Raw genomic sequence first — 8,035 nt, forward strand, 5'->3', positions numbered from 1 at the left:
CCCGCGTCAGCGCAGGCTTGTCTCCCACCATCAATAACCTGTTGGGCGACTTCTGCTGACAGTTTGTTGATTGGCCAGCCGAAAATAGCGATAGCCATCAAGGGCTGACCGCCCATGGCATAGATGTCGCTAATGGCATTGGTGGCAGCTATGCGGCCGAAGTCGAAAGGGTCATCACAGATAGGCATAAAGAAGTCGGTGGTACTTAATACAACCTGGCCATTGCCCATGTCATAAGCTGCGGCATCGTCACGGGTGCTGTTTCCCACCAACAGTTTAGGATCGGGTGCTATATCGAGCTTACTTTGTAATATGGTCGATAGCACTTGTGGGGATATTTTGCAGCCACAACCGGCGCCGTGACTGTACTCAGTTAATTTAACGTCCTGACTCATGGCTGTATGTCTCTGTTGATAGGTTGCTGTAACGATATGAGCGTTTCTGTTGATTGTATTTCATCAATAGCCTGAATTCGATTGATAAGCGTGTGCTGCAGCTGGTTAATTGACGGTGTCATGATCTTAATAAAAACATTGTACTGTCCGGTGGTGTAGTAAGCCTCAATAACTTCTTCGAGCTTTTCCAGCTTCTCAATGGCTGCCGGGTAGTCACCTGCGCTTTTTAAGGTTATACCGATGAAACAACAGACATCGTAGCCTAAGCGTTTGGCGTTAACCTGTAAACGCGTGCCTTCAATAATCTTGGCTCGTTTCATCTTTTCAACGCGAACATGGATAGTGGCCGGACTGACGTTGTAACGTTTGGCCAGCTCAGCATAAGGAGTGCGCGCATCCTCCATTAAGGCGTTAAGTATTGAGCGGTCCAGATCATCGATTTGATAATTTTCAGCTGATTTTTTCATCGTTTATTAATGCTTCAATAATTAATGTGTCTTTAAATTAACGGAAATTATTAAGTAAAGCTATTTCTGTTAAACAATATTGAATAAAAAAGTCAAAAAGGTATTAATTGAATCGTTTTTTAGTTCTTTTGTTTAACGATTCGGAGTGTTTATGAAATCAAAGTACAGGTTACAGCAGGAGAAAATCCAATTTGTAAAAAGCGGCTTTACCCAGCAACTACAAAGTCAACTGGGGCTTATTGAGGTGCAGTCGCCATTACTTAGTGAGCATGGTAGTGGTATTCAGGATGATCTTTCAGGTTGGGAGCAAGCCGTTTCGGTCAAGGTTAAAGCCGTGCCGGACAAAAGCTACGAAGTGGTTCACTCCTTAGCAAAATGGAAACGTTACACTTTAGGTCGCTATGGCTTTAGTGCTGGCGAAGGAATCGTTACACAGATGAAGGCACTGCGGCCTGATGAGGAAGCTTTGAGTTCAGTGCACTCAGTGTATGTTGATCAATGGGACTGGGAAAAAGTCATTACAGAGGAGCAGCGTTCACTGAACTTTTTAACCCAGACAGTTGAGAAAATTTACTCGGCTTTGCGTGAAACGGAGCGCCTGTATGCTGAGAACTATGACGCTAAAAATGTTCTGCCTGAAACTATCCATGTGGTTCATACGGAAGAGTTAATGAAAGCCTACCCGAAGCTCACGGCTAAACAGAGAGAACGCAAAATTGTAAAACAATACGGCGCTGTGTTTTTGGTCGGTATTGGTGGTGAACTGAGTCATGGTCATGCTCATGATGCGCGCGCGCCAGACTACGATGACTGGAGCTCTGTTAATGAGCAGGGCAGTACGGGGTTAAATGGCGATATTATTGTCTGGCATCCGGGGTTGAATGACGCATTGGAGTTGTCCTCTATGGGAATACGCGTTGATCAGCAGGCGTTAAAACGACAGTTACGTTTAAGACGCCAGGAGGAAAAGCTTCAGTTAGCCTGGCACCAGTCACTTTTGGCTGGCGAGCTGCCTTTAACTATTGGTGGGGGAATAGGTCAGTCTCGCGTGGTGATGCAAATACTGCAAAGCGATCATATTGCCAAAGTTCAGTGTGGGGTATGGCCAGAGCCTATAGCTGAAGCTCTATGAGGGCTTATTTATGACTTGCCTTGAAAGTTCTAGACGACTGGTCTAATATTAAAAGCATGAAAAAGAACGATACACGACAACACATCATCACCATAGGTGCTGACCTGATTTCCATTCATGGTTTCGGCAGCACCGGCTTGAACAAAATTTTGAGTGAAGCGCAGGTACCAAAAGGCTCGTTCTATCATTACTTTAAAAGTAAGAACGACTTTGGTCTGGCGGTCATTGAAACATACGCAGAAGAGTACGAAGCGCGTATGAGTGAAACTCTGGGCAACGAAAGTTTACAGCCGGTCGATCGGTTACGTTCGTACTTGCGTTGTTCAGTTGAAGATATGAAGTCGTGTGATTTTTCCAAGGGTTGTCTGATAGGCAATCTGGGGCAGGAATTGGCCTCGCAGAGCCCGCTCTTCCGTGAACGGTTAGACGATATTTTTTCTGACTGGGAGTTGCGTATTGCGCATTGTTTAAAAGCGGCGCAAGAAACACAGCAAATTAAGCAGGATGTCGACACTGAACAGATGGGCGCTTTTATCCTGTCTGGTTGGCAGGGGGCATTGCTGCGGGCCAAAGTACAACGTTCTATGCTGCCGCTGCTGCGCTTTGAAAACATGATTTTAAAGCAGTTAGGGGCAGTGGACCAATAGCGTCAACCGGAGGTAAAGCTATGTCAGAAGTACAAGATAAAGTTGTGATTATTACAGGGGCAAGCAGTGGTTTAGGTGAAGAAACAGCTCGTATGCTTGCTAAAAAAGGCGCAAAACTGATGTTAGCGGCGCGCCGTGAAGATCGCTTAAAAGAATTGACTGAGTCAATTAAAAAGGACGGTGGTCAGGCAGCTTACCGAGTAGTTGATGTGACTGACAAAGTCGCAGTTCAAAAACTGGCAGATGACACTAAAGCTGAATTTGGTCGTATTGATGTATTGATTAATAACGCTGGACTAATGCCGCTGGCGCCTCTCGATGCACTGAAAGTGGACGAGTGGGACACTATGATAGATGTGAATATTAAAGGTGTTCTATACGGTGTTGCCGCTGTGTTACCGGTCATGCGTGAACAGCACGTGGGTCATATCATCAATTTATCATCGGTGGCTGGTCAGAAAGTTTTTGCTGGCGGAACGGTATATTGTGCAACTAAGTTTGCAGTAAAAGCGATTTCTGAAGGCATTCGCCAGGAATCTAATGGTGAAATTCGTGCAACGAATATTTCGCCCGGCGCTGTAGCAACAGAACTGACGGACCACATTAGCGACAAAGACGCGAAAGCAATGGCTGACGATTTATATTCAGATGCAATTGATTCAGCTGCTATTGCTCGTGCCATTACTTTTGCTATTGAACAACCTCAGCAAGTTGATGTGAATGAAATGATCATTCGTCCAACCAAGCAAGAACTGTAATTTGTTATGAAATATTCAGTTCTTGATTTAGCGCCTGTCACGGAAGGTGGGTCAGTGGCTGAATCATTGCGTAACTCTGCTGATTTAGCCCAGCATGCAGAGCGGTGGGGGTACCACCGCTTCTGGATGGCTGAGCATCACAATATGACCGGAATCGCTTCGGCCGCAACCGCGGTTGCTTTAGGTTATGTCGCTGGTAAAACCGACAAAATTCGAATTGGCTCGGGTGGTGTGATGTTGCCTAACCATGCACCTTTTGTGGTGGCTGAACAGTTTGGTACGCTGGATGCGTTGTACCCTGGCCGTGTGGATATTGGTCTGGGCAGAGCACCTGGAACAGACGGTCGTACTTTACGAGCGCTAAGGCGTAAGCCGGACGATGCCGAGCAGTTCCCGAACGATGTCCAGGAGCTATTGGGGTATTTGGAAGAAGCCCAGGAAAGGGATGCGATTAAAGCGGTTCCCGGGTTTCAACAGAAAATTCCGGTATGGTTGTTAGGTTCAAGCACATTTGGTGCTCAGCTCGCGGCGCATTTAGGTCTGCCATACGCCTTTGCATCGCATTTTGCACCAGATTATCTACAACATGCATTAAAAGCTTACCGTGATAATTTCCGACCGTCACGTTACCTCAGTAAACCTTACGTGGCTGCGGCAATGAATGTCTTTGCGGCAGATGATGAAAGTGAAGCACGTAAAATGATGAGTTCTATGCAACAGCAGTTTATTGCGTTACGTCGTGGTATGCCGGGTCCTCTAAAAGCCCCCGTGGATGATATAAGAGCGGTCGCGGCTCCGCATGAGCTGGCAGGCGCGAACCATGCGTTAACTTATACAGCAGTAGGTACCAAGGAAACGGTTCAGCGACACCTGCAACAGTTTATTGACGATACCGGAATAGATGAAATTATTCTTACCAGTCATGTGTTTGATCATGACGCCCGGTTACGCTCCTTTGAAATTGCCGCTGATGCTTTAAACGCGTTAGAATAGAGCCATCTTAAACAAGCTATTTGGTTGTATTTATGAGAATTATTATTCGTTACTTTTTCCGGGGTTTGCGACTTGTTTTGACACCCATAGTGTTATTGGTTGAAAAATTAACAACGCCAAAGGGAAAAGAACGCTCAGAACAAGAGCAAAAGCAAGTTGACGAAGCGTGCAAGTCACTTGCCTTGTATCAGTTTGCTGCGTGTCCGTTTTGTGTGAAAGTTCGCAAAGAAATAGCCCGTCTTAATTTGAACATTGAGTTACGAGACGCAAAGAATAACGATGAGCATCGCAATGCGTTATTGAATGGTGGCGGACGCGTTAAAGTGCCATGCCTGCGAATTGAAGAGGGTGATAAAGTACAGTGGATGTACGAATCTGACGATATTAACCAGTATTTAGAAAACCGTTTCGCTTAGTTTGTTCTGGGGCGGTTATTTCCCATCCACTTATCCAGAGCGCGTTGGAAGTCCGGGTCGGTTTTTATCTGAGGAATAACTCGATTGAGTTGGTTGACAGCCTTGCGGCCCCATTCATTATTGCTGCAACCAACTGCACCTTCTATGAATTCATTGTCGTACTCGGCGATTGGCAAGAATACTAATTCACTTCGTTTACTTTGAGTTTCATTGTAGTAGGTCATAATGCTGCTGTAGTCGATGGTGTAGTCGATTCGTTCGTTCACGATCATCGTTAATAGGTTAACATTTGCATTATCGCCGCTAATGAAACTAAAGTTATCTGAATCAATCAGGTGCTCTTCAAGAACAGGCTGTAATCGGCCGTATCGCCTTTCAGTGGGCTGTGCAAAGCGTAAATCCGGATCTTTCACTAACTGTGAAAATACAACGGGCTGGCCATAGTTTTTTATAATTCGAGAAGCGATGGATGCACGAGTAATAATGCCATGAGGCTGATAGAGATGAGTTGTTTCGGTGTAACTAAACTCCGAGTTGTAGTTTGTTTTTTTAATTAGGCAGGGAAAGCACAGGTTTTTATTCTTTCTCATGAGCATGGTAATTCGACGGGATGGTAACTTACGTATTTTGTGGGACAGCTCAGGGAGTTGACGCTGAAACGCTGTAACTAAGGCGTCACAAAAGCCAAGGTCTTTATATTCGCCATAAAAAATATGAAAAGGAGGCGATGAATTTACTCCCCATATAATATCTTCTTCATACGCAGCGTGACTGTTTTGACAAAGCAACAGGGTAAAAAAAAGAGCAGTTACTAGCTTTTGAAAACTCATAGAGTCTACCCTCATTTGGTTGTTAGCTCGTTTAACTTAGGCCTGTCCGTACCCAACCAGTAATCAAGGCTTTGTTGAAAATCCTTATTACGACGGATGTCATTAATGGCCTTATCAATCAATTGAGTTGCGTTCTTACCCCATTCGTTATTACTGCAACCGACAGCTCCTCTAATGACTTTGCCTTCATATTCTTTTATTGGAATAAAGCTAAGAGCTTCCTTACTCTTTTGAGCTCCCGCGTTCCGTTGGTATGACTGAATCATCATTTCGTAGTCGATGGTAAAATCAACTCTGTTAATAAGGATCATGGCAAGTAAATTGTATAACGCAAGTTCGCCATATACTTGTTTATGGTGTTTGGTACCCACCAAATGCTCATCAATAAGGTGTTGAATATCACCGTAACGGCGGCCAACAGGTTGAGCGAAACGCAATTCAGACTCGGCTAGTAGCTTTTCAAGTGACACAGGGTTGCCGTATCTCTCTGTAATGTCTTTAGCCAGAGAAGCGCGGGTAATAATGCCGTGAGGAGCGTACAAATGTGTGGTTTTGCTAAAGTAGTAGTTAGGGTTGTAGCTGGTACGGTTTATCATGCAGGGAAAGCACATGCTGCCTTCGCGTTTCATAATGGTTCGGATTCGACCATGTGGCATTTTACGAATAACCTGATCAGTATCGGGCAGTTCGGCCTTGATGGTTTCAACCAAAACATCACAAAAACCGCTATTTACTTGGTCTCCCTGCGTAATATGAAAGGGGGGAGACTCATTGACGCCAAAAATCAAGGGCGCGGACAGCTCATCTTCTTGAGCAATTGCACTGCCGCTCAATAATAAGAAACAAATTAACAGTTTCACGCTGTCTAATTTTACTGTCATGATATGGGGTAACTTTGTTATCAAATGATTAACGTTCATTCCAATTTATCTAAGCATCGAAAAATAGGCAATTGTTAAATGCAGGTTATTTTTAATCACGGTAAAGAAAGCGGTCCCTGGGGGACTAAGATCAAAGTATTAGCAAAAACAGCTGAAACTTTGGGAATGGAAGTGAGCAGTATTGATTATCAGGGTATTGATAATCCAGACCAACGTGTGGACACTTTGAAGCAAGCTATTCGCTCTATACCAGAGCCTTTTGTGCTCGTTGGTTCGAGTATGGGAGGCTATGTCGCGACTGTTGCAGCAGAAGCACCTGATTGCAAAGGCTTGTTTTTAATGGCGCCGGCCTTTTATTTAGGTGGTGAAGCCGACTTTGACAAAATAACGCCAACTTGCGTAACGGAAATTGTCCACGGCTGGAACGATGATATTGTCCCGGTAGAAAACAGTTGGCGCTACGCTAAAAGAACTCACTCGCAGTTGCACGTCGTTGATGACGACCATCGTTTAGTTGACAGCCTGCAGCAGACTAACGCACTGTTTAAACGGTTTCTTCAAACACTTTAAAAATAAGGGTGGTTTTATGTCATTCACAATAGCTCCGGAATTAGCCAGAGACAGTTACCATTTAGCTGACTGGCCATTATGTGAAGTCAGGGTAATGGATGACGGACAGTTTCCCTGGTTTTTGCTAGTGCCGAAAGTGGCCGATGTGCGCGAAGTAATTGATTTAAGTGAAGACGACCAACTGCAATTGTTAAGAGAAAGTCGTTTTTTGTGCCATTGGTTAAAAGCAGAATACCAACCGGACAAGCTGAATGTTGCGGCGCTAGGCAATGTGGTTCCGCAGTTGCATGTGCACCACATTGCACGTTTTCAAACGGATGTTGCCTGGCCGGCTCCAATATGGGGGAAGCAGCCAATGCAACCTCTGAATGATGGGGAGGTAGCACGGCTGCAATCGGTATTTGCTGATATTACGTTTTAAACTGCTCCAGTTGGTTGCGCAGGCTATCTGCGAGTGCAGACATTTGATCACACTCGTTGTGACTGCCTTTAACCGCCGTTGAAACCTGACTGGAGAAATCGGCAATTGCCTGAATGTTCTTAGCGACGTCCTGACTGACCGATGCCTGCTCTTCCGTTGCGGTGGCAATCTGTGTGCTCATATCTGCGGTTTCCTGTATGAGCACAACTAACTCATTAAGTTTTTGATTCGCGTTCAGAATACGCTCGCTGGTGCTATCTGCTTGGGTTCGGTTGGTTTCCATAGCTGAAACGGCGGACTTAGACCCTTTTTGCAGTCGTGAAATTTTTTCCCGTATTTCTTCGGTTGACTGGCTGGTGCGTTGAGACAGGGTACGAACCTCGTCAGCGACGACAGCAAAGCCTCGTCCCGCTTCACCAGCGCGCGCTGATTCAATGGCTGCATTTAATGCCAGCAAATTGGTTTGTTCGGAAATACCCTGAATTGTATCAATCACTGTAACAATGCTGGCTACTTCATCGGCTG

The 8,035-nt window shown here is 45.2% G+C and carries 12 protein-coding genes; 7 read left to right on the forward strand and 5 right to left on the reverse strand.

Going from position 1 to position 8,035, the window contains the following annotated elements:
- The coding region (gene selD / locus B3180_RS00625) for a selenide, water dikinase SelD (RefSeq protein ID WP_286842271.1) at nt 1-395 on the reverse strand (395 nt) is incomplete at its 3' end.
- On the reverse strand, nt 392-862 hold the full coding sequence (gene asnC, locus B3180_RS00630; protein WP_222235399.1) for a transcriptional regulator AsnC: 471 nt from the start codon (nt 860-862) through the stop codon (nt 392-394). The genes asnC and selD, both read right to left, overlap by 4 nt.
- A gap of 151 nt (nt 863-1,013) precedes the next feature.
- Between asnC and asnA the strand changes: the two genes are divergently transcribed.
- From asnA to B3180_RS00655, 5 genes are read left to right on the forward strand one after another with little or no spacing between them, the layout of a single operon-like run.
- On the forward strand, nt 1,014-1,994 hold the full coding sequence (asnA, locus tag B3180_RS00635; protein WP_278358714.1) for an aspartate--ammonia ligase: 981 nt from the start codon (nt 1,014-1,016) through the stop codon (nt 1,992-1,994).
- 56 nt (nt 1,995-2,050) lie between these two features.
- The gene (locus B3180_RS00640; RefSeq protein ID WP_224797373.1) at nt 2,051-2,641 is read left to right on the forward strand and encodes a TetR/AcrR family transcriptional regulator; all 591 of its coding nucleotides are present in this window, start codon (nt 2,051-2,053) and stop codon (nt 2,639-2,641) included.
- 20 nt (nt 2,642-2,661) lie between these two features.
- Nucleotides 2,662-3,399 carry an SDR family oxidoreductase gene (locus B3180_RS00645; protein ID WP_222235396.1) on the forward strand — a complete coding sequence of 246 codons (738 nt, stop codon included), beginning with the start codon at nt 2,662-2,664 and terminating at the stop codon, nt 3,397-3,399.
- Nucleotides 3,400-3,405: 6 nt separating this feature from the next.
- Nucleotides 3,406-4,392, forward strand: coding sequence for an LLM class flavin-dependent oxidoreductase (locus tag B3180_RS00650; protein WP_278358713.1), 987 nt, complete (start codon nt 3,406-3,408; stop codon nt 4,390-4,392).
- Between the two features lie 32 nt (nt 4,393-4,424).
- Nucleotides 4,425-4,808 carry a glutaredoxin family protein gene (locus B3180_RS00655; RefSeq protein ID WP_054487902.1) on the forward strand — a complete coding sequence of 128 codons (384 nt, stop codon included), beginning with the start codon at nt 4,425-4,427 and terminating at the stop codon, nt 4,806-4,808.
- On the opposite strand, the gene B3180_RS00660 is transcribed toward B3180_RS00655, so the two are convergent.
- A complete protein-coding gene (locus B3180_RS00660; RefSeq protein ID WP_278358712.1) occupies nt 4,805-5,638 on the reverse strand; it encodes a TIGR02285 family protein in 834 nt (277 codons plus the stop codon). The two genes, B3180_RS00655 and B3180_RS00660, sit on opposite strands and share 4 nt — an antisense overlap.
- Before the next feature lie 11 nt (nt 5,639-5,649).
- Nucleotides 5,650-6,519: a hypothetical protein gene (locus B3180_RS00665; RefSeq protein ID WP_278358711.1), complete on the reverse strand. Its 870-nt coding sequence runs from the start codon at nt 6,517-6,519 to the stop codon at nt 5,650-5,652.
- A gap of 78 nt (nt 6,520-6,597) precedes the next feature.
- Between B3180_RS00665 and B3180_RS00670 the strand changes: the two genes are divergently transcribed.
- Both B3180_RS00670 and B3180_RS00675 read left to right on the forward strand, forming a co-directional pair.
- A complete protein-coding gene (locus B3180_RS00670; protein ID WP_054487896.1) occupies nt 6,598-7,089 on the forward strand; it encodes an alpha/beta fold hydrolase in 492 nt (163 codons plus the stop codon).
- A 16-nt stretch (nt 7,090-7,105) separates the two neighbouring features.
- Nucleotides 7,106-7,510: an HIT domain-containing protein gene (locus B3180_RS00675; RefSeq protein WP_222235392.1), complete on the forward strand. Its 405-nt coding sequence runs from the start codon at nt 7,106-7,108 to the stop codon at nt 7,508-7,510.
- Here B3180_RS00675 and B3180_RS00680 read toward each other — a convergent pair.
- Nucleotides 7,500-8,035, reverse strand: a 536-nt coding sequence (locus B3180_RS00680; protein WP_286842279.1) for a methyl-accepting chemotaxis protein, incomplete at its 5' end; no start/stop codon positions are given. The two genes, B3180_RS00675 and B3180_RS00680, sit on opposite strands and share 11 nt — an antisense overlap.

Source organism: Idiomarina sp. UBA4206 (genome assembly GCF_002383015.1).
Lineage (GTDB): Bacteria > Pseudomonadota > Gammaproteobacteria > Enterobacterales > Alteromonadaceae > Idiomarina > Idiomarina abyssalis.

Coding starts and splice junctions, on each gene's coding strand:
- asnC (WP_222235399.1), bottom strand. CDS start 862: ATGAAAAAATCAGCTGAAAATTATCAAATCGATGATCTGGACCGCTCA.
- asnA (WP_278358714.1), top strand. CDS start 1,014: ATGAAATCAAAGTACAGGTTACAGCAGGAGAAAATCCAATTTGTAAAA.
- B3180_RS00640 (WP_224797373.1), top strand. CDS start 2,051: ATGAAAAAGAACGATACACGACAACACATCATCACCATAGGTGCTGAC.
- B3180_RS00645 (WP_222235396.1), top strand. CDS start 2,662: ATGTCAGAAGTACAAGATAAAGTTGTGATTATTACAGGGGCAAGCAGT.
- B3180_RS00650 (WP_278358713.1), top strand. CDS start 3,406: ATGAAATATTCAGTTCTTGATTTAGCGCCTGTCACGGAAGGTGGGTCA.
- B3180_RS00655 (WP_054487902.1), top strand. CDS start 4,425: ATGAGAATTATTATTCGTTACTTTTTCCGGGGTTTGCGACTTGTTTTG.
- B3180_RS00660 (WP_278358712.1), bottom strand. CDS start 5,638: ATGAGTTTTCAAAAGCTAGTAACTGCTCTTTTTTTTACCCTGTTGCTT.
- B3180_RS00665 (WP_278358711.1), bottom strand. CDS start 6,519: ATGACAGTAAAATTAGACAGCGTGAAACTGTTAATTTGTTTCTTATTA.
- B3180_RS00670 (WP_054487896.1), top strand. CDS start 6,598: ATGCAGGTTATTTTTAATCACGGTAAAGAAAGCGGTCCCTGGGGGACT.
- B3180_RS00675 (WP_222235392.1), top strand. CDS start 7,106: ATGTCATTCACAATAGCTCCGGAATTAGCCAGAGACAGTTACCATTTA.